We start from the raw sequence: 23,268 nt of genomic DNA, 5'->3' as shown, positions 1-23,268 counted from the left end.
TTAGCTCTCCTTCGAGGCCTGGCGATCGGCCAGATAGTTAGCCATCTGACAGTATTGCGCCACGCTGATGTTCTCAGCGCGTTTGGTCACATCAACGCCCAGCGCTTCCAGCTCTTCGGCGCTGAACATATTGCCGAGGCTGTTGCGAATGGTTTTGCGGCGCTGGTTGAACGCTTCGGTGGTGATACGGCTCAGCAAACGCAGCTCTTTCACCGGGTGCGGCAGCGTGGTGTGCGGCACCAGGCGCACCACCGCCGACTCCACTTTCGGCGCAGGCGTAAAGGCAGTTGGCGGCACTTCAAGCACCGGGATCACCTGGCAGTAGTACTGCGCCATGACGCTTAAACGACCATACGCTTTACTGTTCGGCCCTGCAACCAGACGATTCACCACCTCTTTTTGCAGCATGAAGTGCATGTCTGCAATGGCGTCAGTATAGCTAAACAGGTGGAACATCAGCGGGGTGGAGATGTTATACGGCAGGTTGCCGAAGACGCGCAGCGGCTGGCCGAGCGTGGCCGACAGTTCCGCAAAGTTCATGGTCATCGCGTCCTGCTGATAGATGGTCAGCTTAGGTGCGAGGAACGGGTGCGTTTGCAGACGGGCCGCCAGATCGCGGTCCAGTTCGATGACCGTCAGCTTGTCGATACGCTCGCCGACCGGTTCGGTCAGTGCGCCAAGCCCCGGGCCGATTTCGACCATCGCCTGGTTTTTTTGTGGGTTGATAGCGGCAACAATGCTTTCGATAACGAACCGATCGTTGAGGAAGTTTTGCCCGAAGCGTTTACGGGCGAGGTGGCCCTGATGGACTCGATTATTCATTGACTATTAACAATCATTTTAATGGCGAGATTAAGCGCCGTAGTAAAACTGCCGACATCGGCGGTGCCCCGGCCCGCAAGTTCAAGCGCGGTGCCGTGGTCAACCGATGTGCGAATAAAGGGCAGACCGAGGGTGATATTCACCGCCCGGCCAAAGCCCTGGTATTTTAGCACGGGCAGCCCCTGATCGTGGTACATGGCAAGTACCGCATCAGCGTGGTCAAGGTATTTGGGTTGGAACAGGGTATCAGCCGGCAGCGGGCCGCTCAGGTGCATCCCCTCGCTGCGCAGCTGTTCAAGCACCGGCGCGATAGTATCAATCTCTTCGCGACCCATATGTCCGCCTTCGCCGGCGTGGGGATTGAGCCCACACACCAGAACGTGCGGCGCGGCGATGCCGAACTTCTGCTGTAAATCGCGATAGAGCACCTCCAGCACCTGACGAAGCGATTCCGCGGTGATGGCGTCAGCCACGTCGCGCAGCGGCAAATGGGTGGTGGCGAGCGCCACGCGCAACTCCTCGGTCGCCAGCATCATCACGACTTTTTCGCTGTGCGAGCGCGCTTCAAAAAACTCGGTATGGCCGGTAAACGGAATGCCGGCATCGTTGATGATGCCTTTGTGTACCGGGCCGGTAATCAGCGCGGCAAATTCACCGGACATGGCACCGTCGCAGGCGCGCGCCAGCGTGTCGACAACGTACTGACCGTTGCGGACATCAAGCGTGCCGGGGGTAACGGGCGTCTGGAGGGCAAGCGGGAGCAGCGTCAGCGTGCCCGCAGCCTGAGGCGCGGCGGGCTGCTGAGCAGCATAGGGAAGCAGCGTGAGCGGTAAACCGAGCAGGGCAGCCCGCTCGGTTAACAGAGTTGGGTCCGCGGCTATCACCAGTTCCACCGGCCAGTCCCGTTGGGCAAGCTGTACCACCAGGTCCGGGCCAATCCCGGCAGGCTCGCCGGGAGTGATGATAACGCGCGGAGTCATTGCCATCAGTTGCTCAGGATTTTCACGTAGGCGCTGGCGCGCTGTTCCTGCATCCAGGTTGCTGCTTCTTCAGAGAACTTACGGTTGAACAGCATACGGTAGGCGCGATCTTTCTGCGCCGCGTCGGTCTTATCAACGTTGCGGGTGTCCAGCAGCTGAATCAGGTGCCAGCCAAAGGAGGAGTGCACCGGGGCGCTGACCTGGCCTTTGTTAAGTTTCATCAGCGCATCGCGGAAGGCCGGATCGTACATATCCGGAGAAGCCCAGCCGAGATCACCGCCCTGGTTTGCTGAACCCGGGTCCTGAGAAAATGCCTTAGCGGCCGCTTCAAAGGTGGTTTTCCCGCTCTTGATGTCTGCGGCAATCTGTTCGATTTTCACACGTGCCTGCTCGTCGGTCATGATCGGTGACGGCTTAAGCAGAATGTGGCGCGCGTGCGCTTCGGTCACAGAGATATTCTGCGTCTGGCCGCGCATGTCGTTCACTTTCAGAATGTGGAAGCCAACGCCGGAGCGGATAGGACCGATGATGTCGCCTTTCTTCGCGGTGCTTAACGCCTGGGCAAAGATAGACGGCAGCTCCTGAATACGTCCCCAGCCCATCTGGCCGCCTTTCAGCGCCTGCTGGTCGGCAGAGTAGGAGATAGCAAGTTTACCGAAATCACCGCCGTTACGTGCCTGATCGATAATGCTACGCGCCTGGGTTTCCGCTTCGTCGACCTGCGCCGATGACGGGTTTTCCGGCAGGGCAATCAGGATATGGCTGAGGTTAAGCTCGGTGCTGGCATCGTTCTGGTTACCCACCTGGGCGGCAAGCTGCTCCACTTCCTGCGGCAGGATAGTGACGCGACGGCGCACTTCGTTGTTACGCACTTCAGAGATCAGCATCTCTTTACGGATCTGGCTGCGATAGGTGTTGTAGTTCAACCCGTCGTAGGCCAGGCGGCTGCGCATCTGATCCAGCGTCATGTTGTTCTGACGCGCGATATTGGCGATCGCCTGATCCAGCTGCTGATCGGAAATCTGTACGCCCATCTTCTGGCCCATCTGCAGCAGAATTTGATCCATGATGAGACGCTCAAGGATCTGGTGGCGCAGGGTGGTGTCATCCGGAAGCTGCTGACCCGCGCCGCTCGCATTGAGCTTCACAGACTGCATCAAACCATCAACGTCACTTTCCAGCACCACACCGTTGTTCACCACGGCTGCAACTTTATCGACGACCTGCGGAGCAGCGAAACCGGTATTCACCACGAATGTGATACCAAGAAGCAGCCTTTTCCAGTTCTTCATACTATTTCCATTCTGTTTAACCGCATTGCGGACTGTTTAAATCGACTGCCTTACAGCGAGCTCTGGTACGGCAGAATGTTTGAACGCAACATTTCGGTCGTGCCGAGGCCATAGTTGGAGCTCAGGCCGCGTAGCTCAATGTTGAAGCCAAACACGTTATCATATTTGCTTTGATTGTTTTCCCAGCCGTTCAGCTTGCGCTCGTAACCGACGCGAATCGCATAGCAGCAGGAGTTGTACTGCACGGCCAGCATCTGGTCGGCCGCTTTGTTGGTGTTGGTGTCATGATAATAGGCACCCACCACGGACCAACGGTCGACAATCGGCCAGCTGGCGGTGGCACCGACCTGCGAAATACCTTTGTTGTACTGCTCTGACGACGCATAGCGCGGCAGCGTTGCCTGGATGTATTCCGGGCTGGCGTAACGGTAGTTCAGCTGTACCAGACGGTTTTCATCGCGACGATACTCGATGGCGCTGCTGCCGGTGGCGACGTTGTCGAGGCGGGTGTCGTACTGCACGCCGCCGCGCAAGCCCCAGCGATCGCTGATGCGCCACATGGTATCCCCGGCCCAGACAACGGACCCGGTCTGCTTGTCTTTTTCCCAGTTGATGTTGTCATCACCGGTACGGGACTCGGTGAAGTAGTAGATTTGACCCAGCGACACGTTAAAACGTTCCACGGAGGCGTCATCATAAAAACGACTGGTCACGCCGGAGGTCAACTGGTTGGCTGACGCGATACGGTCAAGCCCGCCGTAGGTACGGTCGCGGAACAGGCCAGAGTAATCAAACTGTAACAGCGTTGAGTCATAGTTATTGATGCTGCTCTGGTCGCGATACGGCACGTAGAGGTATTGCAGACGCGGCTCCAGCGTCTGGGTATAACCCGGCGCCAGGTTTACATCGCGTTCGAAGACCATTTTGCCGTCAACTTTAAACTGCGGCATCACGCGGTTAACCGAATCTTTCAGTGCCGTCGCGGCAGCGCTATTTCCGGTATAAGCGCGATACTCTTCAAGGTTTTTCTGCTCGTAGTGCGTTGCGTAAAGCTTTGTCTCGGTGTTGATGCTTCCCCAGGCATTGGAGAGCGGCAGCGAGATGGTCGGCTCCATATGCAGACGCGTCGCTTCCGGCAGATTGTCATTGACGTTGGTGAAGTGCACCGCTTGGGTATACAGACGGGTATCGAACGGCCCGAGGTCGTTCTGATAGAAGTTCACGTCAAGCTGCGGTTCGGCGCGATAGGAGTCGCGGTTGCGCTGGGTGTCGAACACCTGGAACTGACGGGTGGAGACGGTGGCATCAAAGTTTTCAACCGCGTAGCCGACGCTGAATTTCTGCGTGGCGTAGCCGTCGGTACTGGTACCGTATTCCGAGTCGAAATCGTTAAAGTAGCGCTCGTCGCTGACCTTGGTGTAGTCAACGTTAAAGCGCCACACCTGATCCATCACGCCATGATGCTGCCAGTAGTACATCCAGCGGTGGCTTTCACCGTCCTGGGCGTATTCATTACCGTACAGTTTATCGGACGGCAGGTAGTCGAACTCCATCAGACCCGCACCGGCCTGGGTCAGGTAGCGGAACTCGTTCTGCCACATGATGCTGCCGCGCTTGTCGATATAGTGCGGTGTGATGGTGGCATCAAAGTTTGGCGCGATGTTCCAGTAGTACGGCAGCGTAAACTCGAAGCCGTTTTTGGAGCCGTACTTGGCGTTAGGGATCAGGAAGCCGGAGCGGCGTTTGTCACCGATCGGCAGCTGTAAATAGGGGCTGTAGAAAATCGGCACCGGGCCCAGCTTGAAGCGGGCATTCCAGATTTCAGCGACCTGCTCTTCGCGGTCCTGAATAACCTCGCTGCCCACCACGCTCCAGGTATCAGAGCCCGGCAGACAGGTGGTGAAGGTGCCGTTTTCCAGAATGGTGTAACGGTTTTCGCCGCGCTGTTTCATCAGGTTCGCGGTACCGCGGCCCTGGCGGCCCACCATCTGGTAGTTACCTTCCCAGACGTTGGTATCTTTGGTGTTCAGGTTAGACCAGGCTTTCGGGCCTTTCAGGATCACCTGATTGTCGTCGTAATTAACGTTGCCGAGCGCATCAACGGTGCGCACCGGTTCAGGCTGGCCTTCCACCTGTTTCTGGTGGAGCTGCACCTCGTCTGCCAGCAGTCGGCTGTTGCCCTGCTGGATATCGACGTTGCCGGTGAATACCGCGTCATCGGGATAATTGCCTTTGGCATTATCGGCGGTGATGGTGACGGGCAAGCTATTAGCGTCACCCTCGACCAGAGGGCGATTGTAACTGGGAACGCCGAGCATACACTGCGAGGCGAGGTCAGCAGCCATACCTTGTTGGCTATACAGGGCTGCGCCAATCATGGTGGCCAGCAAGGTGGGAATACGTTTTTTCATACGTGTTATTCGTTGTTCCGTCATCAGTGGCGTCGCGCCGGCAAACGGTCAGAGACTAACTTACTCATCACCCCAGCGCCAGTGTTAATCCTGCCCGTTTTACGCCTGGTATGTTAGGCATGGCTAAGAATGACGGGTATGATAAAGCAAATTCTAGCCGACGGCATGACGATTTGGGGAGTATATGCAGTATTGGGGAAAAGTGATTGGAGTCGCGGCCGCGCTAATACTGGGCGGCGGCTTCTGGGGCGTGCTGCTGGGCCTGCTGATAGGCCATGCTATTGATAAAGCGCGCAGCCGCCGCACCATCTGGTTTGCCAACCAGCAGCAGCGTCAGTCGTTGTTTTTTAGCACCACCTTTGAAGTGATGGGGCATCTCACCAAATCGAAGGGGCGCGTCACCGCCGCCGATATCCAGATTGCCACCTTATTAATGGATCGTATGGATCTGCACGGCGATTCGCGTACCGCAGCGCAGCACGCGTTTCGCGTCGGTAAAGCAGATAACTACCCGCTGCGTGAGAAAATGCGCCAGCTGCGAAGCGTCTGCTTTGGCCGGTTCGATCTGATTCGGATGTTTCTGGAAATCCAGATCCAGGCCGCGTTCGCGGACGGCTCGCTGCACCCTAACGAGCGCGACGTGCTGTACGTGATTGCCGAGGAGCTGGGGATTTCACGCATGCAGTTCGACCAGTTCCTGCGCATGATGCAGGGCGGGGCGCACTTTGGCGGCGGCTATCAGCAGCAGGGCGGTGGAAACTGGCAGCAGGCCCAGCAGGGGCCCACGCTGGAAGACGCCTGCAACGTGCTGGGGGTGAAACCGTCGGATGACGCCACCACCATCAAACGCGCCTACCGTAAGCTGATGAGCGAGCACCATCCCGATAAGCTGGTGGCGAAAGGGCTGCCGCCGGAGATGATGCAGATGGCGAAGCAGAAAGCGCAGGAAATCCAGAAAGCCTATGACCTGATTAAAACCACCAAAGGCTTTAAGTAACGCCTGCCGATAAGCCCGCGATAAAAAAGGCAGCGCCCTTGGGCGCTGCCTTTTTGTTTTTCCGACGCCGGTTCAGAAATCAGCCGGGGCGTTGAAGGTCATCGGCGTACCGTACTCGGGATGGGTGATGGTCAGCATCTCGGCATGCAGCAGGAGACGCGGCGCGCGGGCCAGCGCCTCTGGCGTGGCATAAAACCGATCGCCCAGGATCGGATGCCCCAGCGCCTGCATATGCACCCGCAGCTGATGCGAGCGGCCGGTGATCGGCTTCAGGCGCACGCGTGCGGTGTTATCGTCCGCATACTCCAGCACCTGATAGTCGGTCTGGGCTGCTTTGCCGGTCTCGTAGCACACCTTCTGCTTCGGACGGTTCGGCCAGTCGCAGATAAGCGGCAGATCCACCTGCCCCTCCTCCTGCTCCGGATGGCCCCACACCCTCGCCAGATACTGCTTTTTCGGCTCGCGCTCGCGGAACTGACGCTTTAGCTCGCGTTCAGCCGCCTTGGTCAGCGCCACCACGATCACGCCGCTGGTCGCCATATCAAGACGATGCACCGATTCAGCGAGCGGGAAGTCGCGCTGAATACGCGTCATCACGCTGTCCTTGTGATCGTCAAGCCGGCCGGGCACCGACAGCAGCCCGCTCGGCTTGTTGACCACCATAATGTGGTCATCCTGATACAGCACCACCAGCCAGGGCTCGGTGGGCGGATTGTAGGGTTCCATCAACATGGCCGGCAGTCCTTACTGATGCGTGACGACGATAAGCCGCAGCGCATCGAGGCGCCAGCTGGCCTGGCCCAGGCTCTCAAGCACCTGCTGGCGGTTGCTGTCGATGGCTTCCAGTTCATCCTCGCGGATGTTCGGGTTGACCGCCTTCAGCGCCTCAAGGCGGGAGAGCTCGGCAGAGAGTTTCTCGTCGGCCTCGCGCCGCGCCGCGGTAATCAGCTCCAGCGCCGCCTTCTCCGCCTGGCTTTCCGCCAGTTGCAGAATTGCGTGGACTTCCGGCTGCACCGCGTTGACCAGCTTGCTGCCGGTATGGCGGTTTACCGCGCTGAGCTGGCGGTTGAAGCTTTCGAACTCGACCTGACCTGCCAGGTTGGTACCGTTTTTGTCCACCAGCATACGCACCGGGGTCGGCGGCAGGAAACGGTTGAGCTGGAGCTGCTTCGGCGCTTTCGCCTCCACCACGTACATCAGTTCAACCAGCAGCGTCCCCTGCGGCAGCGCCTTATTCTTCAGCAGCGACAGCGCGCAGCTTCCGGTATCGCCGGAGAGGATCAGATCCAGACCGTTGCTGATGAGCGGGTGCTCCCAGGTAATAAACTGCGCATCCTCGCGCGACAGGGCGACGTCGCGGCTGAAGGTAATGGTGCAGCCATCTTCCGGCAGACCCGGGAAGTCCGGAACCAGCATGTGATCTGACGGCGTCAGGACGATCATGTGCTCGCCGCGGTCGTCCTGGTTGATGCCGATGATATCGAACAGGTTCATGGCGAAATTCACCAGACCCGGATCGTCATCCTGTTCGGCAATGCTGTCGGCCAGCGCCTGGGCTTTTTCGCCGCCGTTGGAGTGGATCTCCAGCAGGCGATCGCGTCCCTGCTCCAGGGCGCGCTTCAGGGCATCGTGCTGCTCGCGGCAGTCGGCGATCAGATCGTCGAAGCCCTCGGTGTTATCCGGCGCGGCAAGGTAAGCGATCAGTTTGCTGTAGACGCTGTCATAGATGGCGCGTCCGGTAGGGCAGGTGTGCTCGAACGCATCCAGCCCTTCATGATACCAGCGCACCAGCACGGCCTGAGCGGTGTGCTCCAGGTAGGGGACGTGGATCTGAATATCATGCGCCTGGCCGATACGATCGAGACGGCCGATACGCTGCTCAAGCAGATCCGGGTTAAACGGCAGATCGAACATCACCAGGTTGCTGGCGAACTGGAAGTTACGGCCTTCGGAACCAATTTCAGAGCACAGCAGCACCTGCGCGCCGGTGTCCTCCTCCGAGAACCAGGCCGCGGCGCGGTCGCGCTCGAGAATCGACATGCCTTCGTGGAACACCGCCGCGCGGATGCCTTCACGCTCGCGCAGCACCTGCTCCAGCTGTAATGCGGTGGTGGCTTTGGCGCAGATTACCAGCACCTTTTGAGAGCGGTGGCTGGTCAGATAACCCATCAGCCACTCAACGCGCGGATCGAAGTTCCACCAGGTACCGGTATCGCCTTCGAACTCCTGATAGATCTGCTCCGGATAGAGCAGGTCGCGGGCGCGATCCTCTTCGCTTTTGCGCGTGCCCATGATGCCGGACACCTTGATGGCAGTCTGGTACTGGGTCGGCAGCGGCAGCTTGATGGTGTGCAGCTCGCGTTTCGGGAAGCCTTTCACGCCGTTACGGGTGTTGCGGAACAGCACGCGGCTGGTGCCGTGGCGGTCCATCAGCATGTCGATCAGCTCCTGGCGCGCATCGGCGGCACCGTCGCGATCGCTGTTCGCGGTTTGCAGCAGCGGCTCGATATCCTGCTCGCCAATCAGCTCGCTCAGGGTATTGAGATCGGCATCGCTCAGGTGGTTGCCGGCCAGCAGCAGGGCCACCGCATCGGCAACCGGGCGGTAGTTATTCTGCTCTTCAACAAACTGGGCGAAATCGTGGAAGCGGTTCGGGTCGAGCAGGCGCAGACGCGCAAAGTGGCTCTCCATCCCGAGCTGTTCCGGGGTGGCGGTGAGCAGCAGCACGCCGGGCACCTGAGAGGCCAGCTGTTCAATGGCCAGATATTCGCGGCTTGGCTCTTCAAGGCTCCACACCAGGTGGTGTGCTTCATCGACCACCAGCAGGTCCCACTCGGCGTCACACAGATGCTCCAGGCGCTGCTTGTTGCGGCGCACGAAATCCAGCGAGCAGATCACCAGCTGTTCGGTTTCAAACGGGTTATCCGCATCGTGCGCGGCTTCGGCGTAGCGCTCATCATCAAACAGCGAGAAGCGCAGGTTGAAGCGGCGCAGCATCTCGACCAGCCACTGGTGCTGGAGGGTTTCCGGCACCACGATAAGCACGCGCTCGGCGGCGCCGGAGAGCAGCTGCTGATGCAGGATCATCCCGGCTTCGATCGTTTTGCCCAGCCCCACTTCGTCCGCCAGCAGCACGCGCGGCGCATGGCGACGGCCCACGTCATGGGCGATGTTGAGCTGATGCGGGATAAGATTGGTACGCTGGCCGCGCAGACCGCTCCAGGGCATACGATACTGTTCGCTCTGGTATTTACGGGCGCGGTAGCGCAGCGCAAAGCGATCCATGCGGTCAAGCTGGCCCGCAAACAGGCGATCCTGCGGTTTGCTGAACACCAGTTTGCTGTCGAGCAGCACTTCACGCAGCGTTACGCCGCTCTCTTCGGTGTCCAGGCGGGTGCCGGTGTACGCGAGCAGGCCATCTTCTTCCTTTACGTCATCTACTTTCAGCTGCCAGCCTTCATGGCTGGAAACAATATCACCCGGATTGAACATCACGCGGGTGATAGGGGAGTCATTTCGGGCATACAGACGATTTTCACCGGTGGCAGGGAAAAGCAGGGTCACCATGCGCGTATCAATCGCAACGACAGTGCCCAGTCCCAGTTCGCTTTCGGTATCGCTGATCCAGCGTTGACCAAGGGTAAATGGCATAGGTATTCGGCTCTATTCAGTATCAAATTTCAGGCAAAAGTATGACCTCCACCACGAGTGGCGGGCTGTCAGAAAAGGAACCTGGATTGGAAAGGGCGCTATGGTACTGGAAGGCAATGGATTCGTCACCTGTCAAAAAAGCCCCAGCTGCCCAGTCATAAGTGTAGCAAAATCATCGGCCATGAAGGGCAGTATTCCCTCCGCAACCGGCTGAAGCTGCCGCGTCAGATAGTGATCGTAGTCCAGCGGCGAGCGCTGATAATCCACCGGCTCCGGCCCGCTGGTGGTCCACACGTACTTGATGCTGCCGCGATTCTGGTACTGCGCCGGACGGCCGCGGCGCGCGTTCTCTTCGTCGGCAAGACGCGCAGCACGCACGTGGGGCGGAACGTTGCGCTGGTATTCGCTGAGCGGGCGGCGTAGCCGCTTGCGGTAGACCAGCTGCGCATCCAGCTCGCCCTCCAGCAACTGCCGGATGGTCTCGCGGATGTAATCCTGATAGGGCTCGCGGCGGAAAATACGCAGATAAAGGTTCTGCTGAAACTGCTGCGCCAGCGGCGTCCAGTCGGTACGCACCGTCTCGAGCCCTTTAAACACCATGCGCTGACGGTCACCCTCCTGAATCAGCCCGGCATAGCGCTTTTTACTGCCGGTCTCCGCCCCGCGGATGGTCGGCATCAGGAAGCGGCAGAAATGGGTTTCATACTCCAGCTCCAGCGCGCTCTCCAGCCCAAATTCGTGGTGCAGGTGCGTCTGCCACCAGGCGTTGACGTGCGTCACCAGCGCCTGGCCGATACGGGCTGCGTCCACCTCGCTGTGGGCCTGCTTCAGCCAGACAAACGTGGAGTCGGTGTCACCGTAAATCACGTCGTAGCCCTGGCGCTCAATCAAGAGTTTGGTCTGACGCATGATCTCGTGACCGCGCATGGTAATCGAGGACGCAAGACGCGGATCAAAGAAGCGGCAGGCGCTGGTGCCGAGCACGCCATAGAAGGCATTCATGATGATTTTCAGCGCCTGAGAGAGCGGCTTATTTCCGTGGCGCTTGGCCGCCTCCCGGCCGTGCCAGATCTGGCTGACTATCTCCGGCAGGCAGTGGGTTTCGCGCCCGAACCAGGCGCCGAGAAACCCCTCCACGCTGTGTTCCTTATCCGGATGCGCCATGCCCTCCACCAGCCCGACCGGGTCAATCAGGAAGGTGCGAATAATCGACGGATAGAGGCTTTTATAGTCCAGCACCAGCACCGAGTCATACAGACCGGGACGCGAATCCATCACATAGCCGCCGGGGCTTGCCTGGGGTGCGACGTCTCCGAGGTTCGGCGCGACGTAGCCGGCGCGATGCATACGCGGAAAATAGAGGTGGCTGAATGCCGCGACCGAACCGCCATGCCGGTCGACCGGCAGCCCGTTGACCGTGGCGCGCTCCAGCAAAAAGGGCATCAGCTCGGTGTGGTGAAAAATGCGCGTTACCAGCTCGCAGTCTTTCAGATTGTAGGTAGCAAGCGCCGGTTTATCTTCGTTGAAGCGACGCTCAATCTCGTCCATTCGATGCCAGGGATCGTCGATGGATTTCCCTTCGCCGAGCAGCTCCTGGGAGACCCTCTCCAGCGAAAACGAGGAGAAGTTCCAGAAGGCGGATTTCAGCGCTTCGATGCCGTCAACGATCAGCCGGCCTGGCGCCTGGGCGAAAAACACGCCGTTTTTAAAGCCGTGCTCGCGCCACTCCAGCGGCGTGTTGCCGCGCCCCCAGGTCAGCGGCACGCCGTAGCGTTCGGCATGCTTTTGCAGCACCCGCAGATCGAACTGCACCAGGTTCCAGCCGATGATGACGTCGGGATCGTGCTCGGCAAACCAGGCGTTCACTTTTTGCAGCATCAGCGGCCGGCTGGCGACATAGTGCAGTTCGAAATCGAGCGTGCTGGCATCGCCGTTTTCCGGTCCCAGCATGAACACCACGCGCTGCCCGCAGCCTTCCAGCCCGATGCAGGTCACTTCACCGTGGCGGGTGGTTTCAATATCGAGCGACACCCACTTGAGCGGCGGGCGGTAGTCCGGGGCGGGTTTAAGACGAGCGTTTATCAGCGTGTCGCCCTGCGCCTCGCCATCAACCCATACCGGGGCTGTGATAAAGCGCTCCATCAGGAAACGTTCCGGAGGACGGATATCGGCTTCGTATACCGTGACACCATTCTCGCGCAGCAGTTTTTCCAGACGCATCAACTGACGATGCTGGGCGCAGTAGAGGCCAAACACCGGCTGGCGCTGAAAGTCGCGCAGTGAAAGCGGCGTGAGGCGGACATTTTTCTCGCCAGCAAGCAGCGTCTCAACGTTAGCGCGCTGCTGTTCAGGAATAAACGCCACCGACTCTTGAGGAGGAAGCACAACCCGGAGCGGCCCGGCATCGGTCGCCAGCCAGAATTCCACTTCGGTGCCTTGCGGCGTATCCCGCCAGTGGCGAGTAAGAATAAAACCCTGACGCGCCTGTGACACGCTGCTCTCTCAGTCAGTCAAACCAGCGGGAAGTATAGCTGGTTTGACTGATTTTATATACAGTGTTTTAGTTACAGATAAGTGGTTGCAGCTAATCTTAGATGCTCACTAAAGTCGTAAATTCCATCAATGCTATCAATTGGATGACGGGTTTCATTTTTATCGCTATCGAAGAGACCAATATATTTTTGCGTGCGATTGAAATGGAGTCGGCACACAGGCTTTCTATTATTATCGTCTATAATCACCCCAAAATAACTTTTTGTATCACGATGAGCGATACGCTGTGGGTCAATTACGGTGCGTATAATGCCCTTAACAATATAATACCCCTCTAACTCTTCTTCAGTAGTTTGAACCTCAATGTCATTGGTGCTTTCAAGAATGGCCTTTTCTTCTGGGGTGTCACTGTTTTTTTCTACTGTCCCTGAAATGGCGGATTTGAGTCTTTCGTTTATTTGGTCATTAAGAAATTGGCTGCTGGCTTTTTTGGTAAGAGCTGAAAATGTTTCTTTTACCTTTGACGTCAGCATCCCATCGTATACCCGTGATGCGAAAAATTTTACAAAATCCTCCTCTGGCGCCAAAAATTGATTGGCGATGATTTTTTTAATCTGACTTACATACTTTAACTCGCCCGCTGCATTTAGAATCGATTCTATATCGAACGCTGACTTAGTCAGTTTTTTTAGCTCGGGGATAAGATTGTCATCTATATTAAGTAAATCAAATTCCAGGAATGGTTTTTCATCCATTTTATTTGGAGCGTCCAGATCAGTATAGAATTGGTAGACCTGACCATTGGTTAAAATGGAAATTCTGGCATTTGTTACATGGAAATATCTGAACAGTTGCGAAGCATGATTTATCTGTAAGGGTTCTCCTATTTTCTTACATTCTATTAAAACTTGTACTTCACCCTCTCTCATTATTGCATAGTCTATCTTTTCTCCTTTTTTTGTCCCCACGTCACATATGAATTCGGGCTTTACTTCTGTTGGGTCAAATACATCATATCCAAGAATGTTATGAATGAAGGGCATAACAAAAGCATTTTTTGTAGCCTCTTCAGTCTCGATAACACTTCCCTGCTGTTTGATTTTATTGGCCAGGTTAATTAGTTTTTCTAAAAAGTCCATGCTTGATTTCCTGTGTGTAAAACAAATAATTAAATTATGAAAAGCACACAAGTATGTCAGTGATCTAACTCATTTTTTTGGGATATATTTTGAGCGTAATTAACTTTATTAATCAAAGAAAGGAGAGATGACTGAGCAGGGTAACCTGCTCAGTTAAGATTACTGCCCGTAATACGCTTTTGCGCCGTGCTTGCGCAGATAGTGTTTATCGAGCAGGGTTTGCTGCATAGGGGGGAGTTGCGGGGCAAGCTGGCGGGTGAAAATTCCCATGTAGGCGATCTCTTCGAGCACGATAGCGTTATGCACCGCGTCGGCGGCGTCTTTTCCCCAGGTGAACGGGCCGTGGGAGTGCACCAGAACGCCGGGCATCTGCATCGGGTCGATTCCGGCCTCGCGGAAGGTTGCAACAATCACTTCCCCGGTGTCCCATTCGTATTCACCGTTGATTTCCGCATCGGTCATTTTGCGGGTGCAGGGGACCGGGCCGTAAAAGTAATCGGCATGGGTGGTACCCGTTGCCGGAACCGGTAAACCCGCCTGCGCCCAGATGGTCGCATGACGCGAATGGGTGTGCACAATGCCGCCAATATCCGGGAAAGCCTGATACAGCAGGCGGTGGGTAGGGGTATCGGAAGAGGGCTTTTTGGTCCCTTCGACCACCTCTCCGGTTTCCAGGCTCACCACCACCATATCCCCGGCGGTCATCACCCGGTAATCCACGCCGGAAGGTTTGATAATCAGCACGCCGCGCTCGCGGTCAACGGCGCTGACGTTTCCCCAGGTCAGGGTCACCAGATTATGCTGCGGCAGCGCCAGATTGGCCTCCAGCACCTGACGTTTTAACTCTTCTGACATAGCAAGTCCTTACTCTGTTGACGGATCGTCGCGGAGGCGGCATCGGCGCCCCCGCGACGCAGGGGTTAGCGTTTCAGGCCGTAGTAGATCTCGTTCCAGCGCAGTGCATCTTTGAAGGCGGGCAGACGGGTGTCGTTATCAATCACCGCCACTTCAATGCCGTGCAGCTCGGCGAACAGACGCATGTCGTCGAGGTTCAGAGACTGGCTGAACACGGTGTGGTGTGCACCACCGGCCAGGATCCACGCCTCAGAGGCGGTTGGCAGATCCGGCTGCGCTTTCCACAGGGCGTTGGCCACCGGCAGCTTCGGCAGATCGTGCGGGGTTTTCACCGCATCGACGCAGTTGACCAGCAGGCGGAAGCGATCCCCAAGATCGATCAGGCTGGCGTTGATGGCCGGGCCGGTGGTGGTGGAGAAGATCAGGCGCGCCGGATCGGCTTTGCCGCCGATACCGAGGTACTGCACGTCGAGGATCGGTTTCTCATCGGTAGCGATGCTCGGGCACACTTCCAGCATGTGGGAGCCGAGCACCATGTCGTTGCCGGATTCGAAGTTGTAGGTGTAGTCCTCCATAAAGGAGGTGCCACCCGGCAGCCCGGCAGCCATCACTTTCATGATGCGCAGCAGCGCGGCGGTCTTCCAGTCGCCTTCCCCGGCGAAGCCGTAGCCCTGCTGCATCAGACGCTGCACCGCCAGGCCCGGAAGCTGCTTCAGGCCGTGCAGGTCTTCAAAGGTGGTGGTAAAGGCGTGGAAACCACCCTGCTCAAGGAAGCGTTTGATACCCAGCTCGATACGCGCCGCGTCAATCACGTTCTGACGCTTATCGCCGTTCACCTGGGCGGCGGCGGTCAGGCGGTAGCTGCTTTCATACTCGTCGATCAGCGCGTTGATATCGCCGTCGCTCACCTCATTGACCACGGCCACCAGATCGCCCACGCCCCAGGTGTTCACCGAGAACCCGAACTTGATCTGCGCGGCGACTTTATCCCCTTCGGTCACTGCCACTTCGCGCATATTGTCGCCGAAGCGCGCCACCTTCAGCTGGCGGGTGTCCTGTTTCGACACGGCCTGGCGCACCCACGCGCCGAGGCGTTTCTGCGCTTCTTTATCCTGCCAGTGGCCGGTAACCACGCTGTGCTGCAAGCGCATACGCGCGCCGATAAACCCGAACTCGCGGCCGCCGTGCGCCGTCTGGTTGAGGTTCATAAAGTCCATATCAATGCTGCCCCACGGGATCTGCGCATTGAACTGGGTGTGGAACTGCAGCAGCGGTTTATTGAGGATAGTCAGGCCGTTAATCCACATTTTCGCCGGCGAGAAGGTATGGAGCCACACCACCAGACCCGCGCATTTTTCGTCGTGGTTTGCTTCGCGGCAGATCGCGGTGATCTCATCCGGCGTGGTACCGAGCGGCTTGAGCACCAGCTTGCACGGCAGGTTGGCTTCGGCGTTCAGGGCATTCACCACCTGGCCGGCGTGATCGTTTACCTGGCGCAGCGTTTCCGGGCCATAGAGATGCTGGCTACCGATGACGAACCACACTTCATACTGAGAAAAAATGCTCATTATCTTGTCCTTAATGTGTCAGGGCGTTCTGGCCTGCGGCGGCAGGCTGTGACGTGGCGGAAGGGGAGTAGTGCTGCTCGGCGCTGGCGGCCCACTGCTGGTAGCGCTGGTAAAGGCGCTGGAAGCGGGCGGCCTGGGCGGCGTCGGGCTGCAACGTGTTTTCGATACGGCTGGCCATGACCTGCTGGGCGGCGGGAATATCCGCATGCACACCTGCGGCGACGGCGGCAAAAATCGCCGCGCCGAGGGCGCAGCACTGATCGGAGGCGACGATTTGCAGCGGACGGTTAAGCACATCGCAGCACGCCTGCATGATGACCGGGTTTTTGCGAGCGATGCCGCCAAGCGCCATCACGTCGTTAACCGCAATACCCTGGTCGGTGAAGCACTCCATGATGGCGCGTGCGCCAAAGGCCGTTGCCGCCACCAGGCCGCCAAACAGCGCCGGGGCATCAGTGGCGAGGCTGAGATCGGTGATCACGCCCTTCAGACGCTGGTTGGCATCCGGGGTGCGGCGGCCGTTAAACCAGTCAAGCACTACCGGGAGATGGTCAAGCGAGGGCTGCTTCGCCCAGGCGGCGGTGAGCGCTGGCAGCAGTGCTTTTTTACTGGCGGCAATCTGCTCGCGCAGTTCAGGATGCTGTGCGGCCAGCTCGTCCAGCGGCCAGCCCAGTACCCTGCCAAACCAGGCATAGATATCGCCGAACGCCGACTGGCCCGCTTCCAGACCGATAAAGCCCGGTGTGACGCTGCCGTCCACCTGACCGCAAATGCCCTTAACCGCGCGATCGCCCACGCTGTGGTAATCCGCAATCAGGATGTCGCAGGTGGAGGTGCCGATGACTTTAACCAGCGTGTTGGGCTGTGCGCCCGCACCCACCGCGCCCATGTGGCAGTCGAACGCGCCGCCGGAGATGGTGACGTTTTCCGGTAAGCCTAAACGCGCGGCCCACTCGGCGCTGAGCGTGCCGACCGGCACATCCGCAGTCCAGGTATCACGGAAAAGCGGCCAGCTGAGGTGCTGATTAATGATGGGATCAAGCTCGTCAAAGAAGCTGGCCGGCGGCAGGCCGCCCCAGCTCTCATGCCACAGGGATTTATGGCCCGCGCTGCAGCGTCCGCGGCGAATATCCGCCGGACGCGTGGTACCGGAGAGCAGCGCCGGTACCCAGTCGCACAGCTCGATCCAGGAGGTGGCAGCCTGCGCCACCGCGCTATCGGCACGGGTGACGTGAAGGATTTTGGCCCAGAACCATTCGCTGGAGTACACCCCGCCGATGTAGCGGGAGTAATCCACGTTGCCGGGCTGGTGGCACAGGCGGGTGATGGCTTCGGCTTCCTCAACCGCGGTGTGATCCTTCCACAGCACGAACATGGCGTTCGGGTTGTCGGCGAACTCCGGGCGCAGCGCCAATACGCGGCCTTCGTCGTCTATCGGTGCCGGGGTGGAGCCGGTGCTGTCAACGCCGATGCCGACGATGTCCCGGCGTGCGTCCTCGGGTAGCGAGGCCAGCACCGCCAGCAGCGCTTTCTCCATTGATTCGATGTAGTCGAGGGGGTGATGACGAAACTGATTGTGGGCGGCATCGCAGAAGCGGGCCTCCATCCAGCGCGGGTACCACTCAACCGAGGTGGCCAGCTCTGCACCGGTGGCGCAGTCCACTGCCAGTGCGCGTACCGAATCACTACCAAAATCCAGGCCCAGGGCGATTGCCATCTTTCAGTGCTCCATGAACAAACAGACATGGATGAACAGTAGTTTTTGAGGCTGAAAACCGTCAGGGGAAATCGGCTTATCTTATGGACTAAAATGCTATGGGTCTGGAAACTGTGACGCCACGCAAATATTGCATGTGGACATTTCTGCCGCTGTTATAGACACTCCTGTTATCCGCTTCACCGGGTTATTCCGCCCGTTTGCAGAACGAATCACTGCGATTAAGCGGACTTATCCCTCGATTCCAGGCACCATGCTCCTTCCGAAGCGTGCTGCCATGGCGATCGAAGGGGATATGGACAATTGGTTTCCTTCTTTCTCGTCGGAGCGCTGCACAATATGGCTGAAATGCAAAACGATCCGCTGCTGCCGGGCTACTCATTCAACGCCCATCTGGTGGCCGGACTGACGCCCATTGAGGCGGACAGCTACCTGGATTTCTTTATCGACAGGCCGCTGGGGATGAAGGGCTATATCCTGAACCTGACGGTGCGTGGTGAAGGCGTGGTGAAAAACCAGGGGCAGCAGTTTATCTGCAAGCCTGGCGACATGCTGCTGTTCCCGCCGGGCGAGATTCACCACTATGGCCGCAGCCCCGGCGCTCAGGAGTGGTATCACCAGTGGGTCTACTTCCGCCCACGGGCCTACTGGCACGAGTGGCTGAACTGGCCCGCCATCTTTGCCCATACCGGATTTTATCGCCCGGACGAAGCGCACGCCGCGCAGTTTGCCAGCCTGTTCCAGCAAATCATTGAGGCCGCGCAGGGCGAGGGGCGCTACTCGGAGCTGCTGGCGATCAATCTGCTGGAGCAGGTGCTGCTGCGGCGCGTGGAGGTGATCAGCGAATCGCTGAAAGCCCCGCTGGATCATCGGGTGCGTGAGGCCTGCCAGTATATCAGCGACCATCTGGCCGACAGCAGCTTCGACATCGCCGGTGTCGCCCAGCACGTCTGCCTGTCGCCGTCACGGCTCTCCCATCTGTTCCGCCAGCAGCTGGGCGTCAGCGTGCTGAGCTGGCGCGAAGACCAGCGTATCAGCCAGGCTAAACTGTTACTGAGCACCACGCGTATGCCCATCGCCAGCGTCGGACGCAACGTCGGTTTTGAAGATCAGCTCTACTTTTCCCGGGTGTTTAAAAAGTGCACCGGCGCCAGTCCGAGCGAGTTCCGCGCCGGGTGCGAGCAGGCGTAGCTAAACAAAGGGCTAATCAACGGCGAAATCTTCTCTCCGTGACGGTTTTCAGGAGGACGGGAGCTTGACGGGGCGCGGCGGGCTCAGGAGAATCCCCCTTCCTCACACTGACGGATACGTTATGGAAGCTTTTCTGGATCACTTTATTACGCAGTCTGTGACGTATTCGCTGATTGCCGTGGCGCTGGTGGCGTTCCTTGAGTCGCTGGCGCTGGTGGGGCTGCTGTTGCCCGGCACGGTACTGATGGCGGGGCTTGGCGCGCTGATTGGCAGCGGCGAGGTCAACTTTTACCAGGCGTGGATGGCGGGCATCGTAGGCTGCTTCCTCGGCGACTGGATCTCCTTTGGCCTCGGCTGGCGCTTTAAAAAGCCGCTCCACCGCTGGTCATTCCTCAAGAAGAACAAAGCGCTACTGGATAAAACCGAGCATGCCCTGCATCAGCACAGCATGTTTACCATTCTGGTCGGGCGCTTTGTCGGTCCCACGCGTCCGCTGGTGCCGATGGTGGCGGGCATGCTGGATCTGCCGGTGCGCAAGTTTGTGCTGCCGAATGTGATTGGCTGCGTGCTCTGGCCGCCGTTTTACTTCCTGCCCGGTATTCTTGCCGGCGCGGCGATCGATATTCCCGATGATATGCAGAGCAGCTGGTTCAAGTGGCTGCTGCTGGGCGTCGCGCTGCTGCTGTGGGTAGCCGGCTGGCTATGCTGGCGCTGGTGGCGCAGCGGTAAGGGAAGCACCGATCGGCTGGCGGCGTACCTGCCGCGCGCGCGCCTGCGCTGGCTGGCACCGTTAGTCAGCGTGACCGCGCTTGGGTCGCTGGCCGCGCTGCTGAACCACCCGCTGATGCCGGTTTATCTCGGCATCCTGCGCAAGGTGGTCACCGGCGGTCACTGAGGCGCGATCCCCAGCAGCGATGAGGCGCTGGTTTCCCCGCGCACCAGCGCGCCCGTGTCGCCATCCCAGGCGATGCGTCCATCCACCACCACGATGCTGCGGGGCGCAATGCGCACCGCGTCTTCAATGCTGTGCGACACCATCAGCAGCGTCAGGCGACGGCTGTCGCACAGCGTCTCCAGCAGGGTCAGCATCTCCTGACGCAGCGCCGGATCGAGCGCCGAAAAGGGTTCATCCAGCAGCAACACCGGCTGGTCGCGCACCAGACAGCGGGCCAGCGCCACGCGCTGCCGCTGACCGCCTGACAGCTCGCCAGGCAGCCTGTCGAGCAGTGGTTCAATGGCCATCTGTCGGGCGATAGTCATCAGGCTGTCGCGCTGCGCGGCGTTCAGCTTCAGCCCCGGATGCAGGCCCAGGCCGATGTTCTGCCGCACCGTCAGGTGGGTGAACAGGTTGTTCTCCTGAAACAGCATCGACACCGGGCGCTGGGCTGGCGGGGTATGGGTGTGATCCACGCCGTTAAGCGTAATGTGCCCGGAGGCCGGTTCAAGAAAACCCGCCACCAGGCTCAGCAGGGTGCTTTTCCCGGCTCCGCTCGGGCCAAGTACCGCCACCCGTTCGCCGGCGTTCATCCTGAGGTTAAAGCGCAGCGGCAGATGCTGGTAAAGCCAGGTTACATCAGTGAGAGTCAGCATGGCGCCCCGGTAGTTTTTCAATCACGGTAAACAGCAGGAAACAGAGCAGCAGCAGCAGCAGGGCGGTGACCGCGCCGTCCTCGCTGCGGTAGGAGCCGATTTGCTGGTAGAGATAGTAGGGCAGGGTGCGGAAATCGGCGTTGCCGAACAGCGCCACCACCCCGAAATCGCCGATGGAGAGTACGCAGGCAAAGGCCAGCGCCTGACCGAGTGGCCTTCGCAGGGCGCGCCATTCAATCCAGCGTAGCCGGTTGACGCCCTGCATATTAAGCGACTGGCAGAGCAGGCCGTAGCGAGCCGCAACGTCGCGCATCGGGTGATCCAGCACCTTCATCGCATAGGGCACCGCCATCAGCGCATTGGTGAAGATGACGATGGCGTCGGCCTGCTGGGGCAGGCCCACCGAGGCATTGAGCAGCAGGAAGAAACCGGTGGCCAGCACGATGCCCGGCATCGCCAGGATCAGCATCCCGCTCAGCTCCAGCAGTTGGCCTGCGGTTGCCCGCTGGCGCAGGCGCAGCTCGCGTGAGCTCCACAGCAGCATCACGGTGAGGATGACGCACAGAAGCCCGGCGCCGAGGGCAATGCGCAGCGAGGTGACCAGCACCTCCCACAGCACCGGATCGGCCAGCACATGGCCCATGCTGCGGTTCAGCCCATCGACGATAACCGCCAGCAGCGGAGGCAGCAGCAATAGCAGCGCCAGGCCAATCAGCAGGGCATCGACGGCCCGGCTGCGCAGGCTGTCCTGCGGATCGCGCCAGCCCGATACCGCATTGCTGCCCACCGGGATCGCCTTGCTGAGCCGCTGGCTGAGCATCACCAGCCCCAGGCAGCAGACCATCTGCAGCAGCGCCAGCAGCGCGGCGCGGGCCGGGTCGTAATCAAAGCTGAGCGCCTGGAAGATAGCCAGTTCAATGGTGGTGGCCTGCGGCCCTCCGCCCAGCGACAGCACGGTGGCGAAGCTGGCGAAGCAAAGCATGAAAATCAGCGCCGCTACCGGAGCAATCTGGCGACGCAGCCACGGCCACTCCACGTAGCGAAAGAAGTGCCAGCCGCGCATATTGAGCTGGGCGGCGATCTGACGCTGCTCGCCGGGGATCTGCTCGAGGGCGAGCAGCAGCAGGCGCGTCGCCATTGGTAAATTAAAAAAGACGTGCGCCAGCAGAATGCCCTGCAGGCCGTAGGGCGAGAAACGCCACTCGATGCCGATCCACGCGCAGAGCGACGCCAGCCAGCCCTGGCGACCATAGACGCTCAGGATGCCGAACACCGCCACCAGCACCGGTAGCACCAGCGTCATGGCGCACAGGCGCAGCAGCGTCTCGCGGCCGGGGAAGCGGCGGCGGTAAAGCGCCCGGGCGAGAAAGATCGCCGGCACCACGGAAAGCAGGGCGGAGAGAAACGCCTGCCAGAAGGAGAAGCGCACCACGTGCCACAGGTAGCTGTCGTGCAGCAGGGCGCGCGCGTCGCCGGGCGGGGCGTTGAACCACAGCGCCGCGAACGCCGCCAGGGCAACCGCCACCAGCAGCGTGGCGGCGCACAGGCCAGGCCACAGCCAGCCGGGGATCAGCGGCTGACGGCGCGTTGCCATTCACTGATCCAGCCGGCGCGCTGCGCGGCAACCTCGGCGGCGCTGTACTCCAGCGTGGTCTGCGGCTTAGGCAGGGCAGAGAAACCCTCTGGCAGCGTCACGTCGCTCACCGGGTACATCCAGTTGCCGGTGGGGATGGCACTCTGGAAGGCCGGGGTGAGCATAAATTTCAGGAACTTATCGGCCAGCTCCGGCTGTTTGCTGCCCGCCAGACGCCCGGCGACCTCCACCTGCAAATAGTGGCCTTCGCTGAAGCTGGCGGCGGCGTAGTTCGCTTTCTTCTCTTCGATGATGTGGTACGCCGGGGAGGTGGTATAGCTCAGCACCAGGTCACTCTCCCCTTTCAGGAACAGGCCATAGGCCTCGCTCCAGCCCTTGGTCACGGTAACGGTTTTCGCCGCCAGCTTCTGCCAGGCCTGCGGCGCATTGTCGCCGTAGACCTTTTGCATCCACAGCAGCAGGCCCAGGCCCGGCGTACTGGTGCGCGGGTCCTGATAGATCACGCGCCACTTCTCATCGCTCTCCACCAGCTCTTTCAGGCTTTTCGGCGGATTTTTGAGTTTATTCTTGTCATAGACAAAGGCGAACCAGCCGTAGTCGAACGGAACGAAAACGTCGTTTTTCCAGCCGCCGGGTACCTTGACCGCGTCGGCGGGAATGCCGCTCTTCGCGAACAGACCGGTTTTCGTTGCCGCTTCCAGCAGGTTGTTATCCAGCCCCAGCACCACGTCTGCCTTGCTGTTTTTGCCTTCCATGCGCAGGCGGTTGAGCAGCGACACGCCGTCCTCAAGCGCCACCAGCTTCAGCTCGCAGCCGCAGTCGGCTTCAAAGGCTTTTTTAACCGCAGGCCCGGGGCCCCAGTCGGCGGCGAACGAGTCGTAGGTGTAGACGGTCAGGACCGGTTTAGCGAAGACGGGCGCGGCAAGCAGCGCCAGGAGAGGAATCAGTTTTTTGAGCACTTTGCACCT

17 protein-coding genes are annotated in these 23,268 nt (G+C 59.3%); 3 read left to right on the top strand and 14 right to left on the bottom strand.

Annotated elements, in window-relative coordinates; genetic code table 11:
* From rsmA to lptD, 4 genes are read right to left on the bottom strand one after another with little or no spacing between them, the layout of a single operon-like run.
* The gene (gene rsmA, locus DW58_RS02590; RefSeq protein ID WP_024550854.1) at positions 1 to 822 is read right to left on the bottom strand and encodes a 16S rRNA (adenine(1518)-N(6)/adenine(1519)-N(6))-dimethyltransferase RsmA; all 822 of its coding nucleotides are present in this window, start codon (positions 820 to 822) and stop codon (positions 1 to 3) included.
* The gene (pdxA, locus tag DW58_RS02585) at positions 819 to 1,808 is read right to left on the bottom strand and encodes a 4-hydroxythreonine-4-phosphate dehydrogenase PdxA (protein ID WP_024550853.1); all 990 of its coding nucleotides are present in this window, start codon (positions 1,806 to 1,808) and stop codon (positions 819 to 821) included. Before pdxA ends, rsmA begins: the two co-directional genes overlap by 4 nt.
* A complete protein-coding gene (gene surA / locus DW58_RS02580; protein WP_024550852.1) occupies positions 1,808 to 3,094 on the bottom strand; it encodes a peptidylprolyl isomerase SurA in 1,287 nt (428 codons plus the stop codon). Before surA ends, pdxA begins: the two co-directional genes overlap by 1 nt.
* A 50-nt stretch (positions 3,095 to 3,144) precedes the next feature.
* Positions 3,145 to 5,505 (bottom strand): LPS assembly protein LptD, encoded by a 2,361-nt coding sequence (gene lptD, locus DW58_RS02575; protein ID WP_024550851.1) that lies wholly within the window; start codon positions 5,503 to 5,505, stop codon positions 3,145 to 3,147.
* Between the two features lie 184 nt (positions 5,506 to 5,689).
* Between lptD and djlA the strand changes: the two genes are divergently transcribed.
* Positions 5,690 to 6,502 (top strand): co-chaperone DjlA, encoded by an 813-nt coding sequence (gene djlA, locus DW58_RS02570; RefSeq protein ID WP_024550850.1) that lies wholly within the window; start codon positions 5,690 to 5,692, stop codon positions 6,500 to 6,502.
* Between the two features lie 72 nt (positions 6,503 to 6,574).
* On the opposite strand, the gene rluA is transcribed toward djlA, so the two are convergent.
* From rluA to araB, 7 genes are all read right to left on the bottom strand, one after another.
* Entirely contained in the window at positions 6,575 to 7,234 is a 660-nt protein-coding gene (rluA, locus tag DW58_RS02565) for a bifunctional tRNA pseudouridine(32) synthase/23S rRNA pseudouridine(746) synthase RluA (protein WP_024550849.1), read from the bottom strand.
* A gap of 12 nt (positions 7,235 to 7,246) precedes the next feature.
* Entirely contained in the window at positions 7,247 to 10,153 is a 2,907-nt protein-coding gene (gene rapA, locus DW58_RS02560) for an RNA polymerase-associated protein RapA (RefSeq protein WP_024550848.1), read from the bottom strand.
* A gap of 132 nt (positions 10,154 to 10,285) precedes the next feature.
* Positions 10,286 to 12,646 (bottom strand): DNA polymerase II, encoded by a 2,361-nt coding sequence (polB, locus tag DW58_RS02555; protein WP_029592359.1) that lies wholly within the window; start codon positions 12,644 to 12,646, stop codon positions 10,286 to 10,288.
* Between the two features lie 71 nt (positions 12,647 to 12,717).
* Positions 12,718 to 13,785, bottom strand: coding sequence for a type I restriction endonuclease (locus DW58_RS02550; protein ID WP_024548826.1), 1,068 nt, complete (start codon positions 13,783 to 13,785; stop codon positions 12,718 to 12,720).
* 159 nt (positions 13,786 to 13,944) lie between these two features.
* Positions 13,945 to 14,640 (bottom strand): L-ribulose-5-phosphate 4-epimerase, encoded by a 696-nt coding sequence (gene araD / locus DW58_RS02545; RefSeq protein ID WP_024548827.1) that lies wholly within the window; start codon positions 14,638 to 14,640, stop codon positions 13,945 to 13,947.
* Positions 14,641 to 14,705: 65 nt separating this feature from the next.
* Positions 14,706 to 16,208: an L-arabinose isomerase gene (gene araA, locus DW58_RS02540; RefSeq protein ID WP_024548828.1), complete on the bottom strand. Its 1,503-nt coding sequence runs from the start codon at positions 16,206 to 16,208 to the stop codon at positions 14,706 to 14,708.
* Positions 16,209 to 16,218: 10 nt separating this feature from the next.
* Entirely contained in the window at positions 16,219 to 17,925 is a 1,707-nt protein-coding gene (gene araB, locus DW58_RS02535; RefSeq protein ID WP_024548829.1) for a ribulokinase, read from the bottom strand.
* Positions 17,926 to 18,264: 339 nt separating this feature from the next.
* On the opposite strand from araB, the gene araC reads away from it, so the two are divergent.
* Positions 18,265 to 19,116, top strand: a complete 852-nt coding sequence (gene araC / locus DW58_RS02530) for an arabinose operon transcriptional regulator AraC (protein WP_024548830.1) — start codon at positions 18,265 to 18,267, stop codon at positions 19,114 to 19,116.
* 121 nt (positions 19,117 to 19,237) lie between these two features.
* Positions 19,238 to 20,011 carry a DedA family protein gene (locus DW58_RS02525; protein WP_024548831.1) on the top strand — a complete coding sequence of 258 codons (774 nt, stop codon included), beginning with the start codon at positions 19,238 to 19,240 and terminating at the stop codon, positions 20,009 to 20,011.
* Here DW58_RS02525 and thiQ read toward each other — a convergent pair.
* The 3 genes from thiQ to thiB are packed head-to-tail and all read right to left on the bottom strand — an operon-like array spanning position 20,005 to position 23,259.
* A complete protein-coding gene (thiQ, locus tag DW58_RS02520; protein ID WP_024548832.1) occupies positions 20,005 to 20,706 on the bottom strand; it encodes a thiamine ABC transporter ATP-binding protein ThiQ in 702 nt (233 codons plus the stop codon). The genes DW58_RS02525 and thiQ overlap by 7 nt on opposite strands.
* Positions 20,690 to 22,300: a thiamine/thiamine pyrophosphate ABC transporter permease ThiP gene (gene thiP, locus DW58_RS02515; RefSeq protein WP_024548833.1), complete on the bottom strand. Its 1,611-nt coding sequence runs from the start codon at positions 22,298 to 22,300 to the stop codon at positions 20,690 to 20,692. Before thiP ends, thiQ begins: the two co-directional genes overlap by 17 nt.
* Entirely contained in the window at positions 22,276 to 23,259 is a 984-nt protein-coding gene (gene thiB, locus DW58_RS02510) for a thiamine ABC transporter substrate binding subunit (RefSeq protein WP_024548834.1), read from the bottom strand. Before thiB ends, thiP begins: the two co-directional genes overlap by 25 nt.
* Positions 23,260 to 23,268: the final 9 nt, after the last annotated feature.

The organism is Siccibacter turicensis LMG 23730 (assembly GCF_000463155.2).
Lineage (GTDB): Bacteria > Pseudomonadota > Gammaproteobacteria > Enterobacterales > Enterobacteriaceae > Siccibacter > Siccibacter turicensis.
Note: the sequence above shows the minus strand (reverse complement) of the source record. Positions and strands in the feature narration are given on the sequence as shown.

Bases quoted from the DNA above. Each gene is read 5' to 3' on its own strand.
- rsmA (WP_024550854.1), bottom strand. From the start codon at position 822: ATGAATAATCGAGTCCATCAGGGCCACCTCGCCCGTAAACGCTTCGGG.
- pdxA (WP_024550853.1), bottom strand. From the start codon at position 1,808: ATGGCAATGACTCCGCGCGTTATCATCACTCCCGGCGAGCCTGCCGGG.
- surA (WP_024550852.1), bottom strand. From the start codon at position 3,094: ATGAAGAACTGGAAAAGGCTGCTTCTTGGTATCACATTCGTGGTGAAT.
- lptD (WP_024550851.1), bottom strand. From the start codon at position 5,505: ATGAAAAAACGTATTCCCACCTTGCTGGCCACCATGATTGGCGCAGCC.
- djlA (WP_024550850.1), top strand. From the start codon at position 5,690: ATGCAGTATTGGGGAAAAGTGATTGGAGTCGCGGCCGCGCTAATACTG.
- rluA (WP_024550849.1), bottom strand. From the start codon at position 7,234: ATGTTGATGGAACCCTACAATCCGCCCACCGAGCCCTGGCTGGTGGTG.
- rapA (WP_024550848.1), bottom strand. From the start codon at position 10,153: ATGCCATTTACCCTTGGTCAACGCTGGATCAGCGATACCGAAAGCGAA.
- DW58_RS02550 (WP_024548826.1), bottom strand. From the start codon at position 13,785: ATGGACTTTTTAGAAAAACTAATTAACCTGGCCAATAAAATCAAACAG.
- araD (WP_024548827.1), bottom strand. From the start codon at position 14,640: ATGTCAGAAGAGTTAAAACGTCAGGTGCTGGAGGCCAATCTGGCGCTG.
- araA (WP_024548828.1), bottom strand. From the start codon at position 16,208: ATGAGCATTTTTTCTCAGTATGAAGTGTGGTTCGTCATCGGTAGCCAG.
- araB (WP_024548829.1), bottom strand. From the start codon at position 17,925: ATGGCAATCGCCCTGGGCCTGGATTTTGGTAGTGATTCGGTACGCGCA.
- araC (WP_024548830.1), top strand. From the start codon at position 18,265: ATGGCTGAAATGCAAAACGATCCGCTGCTGCCGGGCTACTCATTCAAC.
- DW58_RS02525 (WP_024548831.1), top strand. From the start codon at position 19,238: ATGGAAGCTTTTCTGGATCACTTTATTACGCAGTCTGTGACGTATTCG.
- thiQ (WP_024548832.1), bottom strand. From the start codon at position 20,706: ATGCTGACTCTCACTGATGTAACCTGGCTTTACCAGCATCTGCCGCTG.
- thiP (WP_024548833.1), bottom strand. From the start codon at position 22,300: ATGGCAACGCGCCGTCAGCCGCTGATCCCCGGCTGGCTGTGGCCTGGC.